This is a genomic window from Lysinibacillus sp. VIII_CA, assembly GCF_049943995.1.
Classification (GTDB): Bacteria; Bacillota; Bacilli; order Bacillales_A; family Planococcaceae; genus Lysinibacillus; species Lysinibacillus pinottii.
The window spans coordinates 1-353 of record NZ_JBNFXM010000092.1; the positions used below are offsets into that span (position 1 = coordinate 1).

Consider the following 353-nt stretch of genomic DNA (forward strand, 5'->3'; position numbering starts at 1 on the left):
GGGGCCTTAGCTCAGCTGGGAGAGCGCCTGCCTTGCACGCAGGAGGTCAGCGGTTCGATCCCGCTAGGCTCCACCATAGTAAAATAACCAGTATAAAGATCCTGGCGGCGTAGCTCAGCTGGCTAGAGCGTACGGTTCATACCCGTAAGGTCGGGGGTTCGATCCCCTCTGCCGCCATCTTAAAGGACCTTTAGCTCAGTTGGTTAGAGCAGACGGCTCATAACCGTCCGGTCGCAGGTTCGAGTCCTGCAAGGTCCACCATTTATATATTGTTACGGAGGTATACCCAAGTCTGGCTGAAGGGATCGGTCTTGAAAACCGACAGGCGGGTAACACCGCGCGGGGGTTCGAAT

The 353-nt window shown here is 56.1% G+C and carries 3 tRNA genes; all 3 read left to right on the top strand.

From position 1 onward, the window contains the following. The 3 genes from ACP3VS_RS24345 (at position 1) to ACP3VS_RS24355 (ending at position 261) form a co-directional block, all read left to right on the top strand. Positions 1-76 (top strand) — tRNA-Ala (locus ACP3VS_RS24345). Between the two features lie 27 nt (positions 77-103). Then, positions 104-177: transfer RNA gene (locus ACP3VS_RS24350), tRNA-Met, on the top strand. Between the two features lie 7 nt (positions 178-184). Continuing rightward, positions 185-261 (top strand) — tRNA-Ile (locus ACP3VS_RS24355). The last annotated feature ends 92 nt before the right edge of the window (positions 262-353 follow it).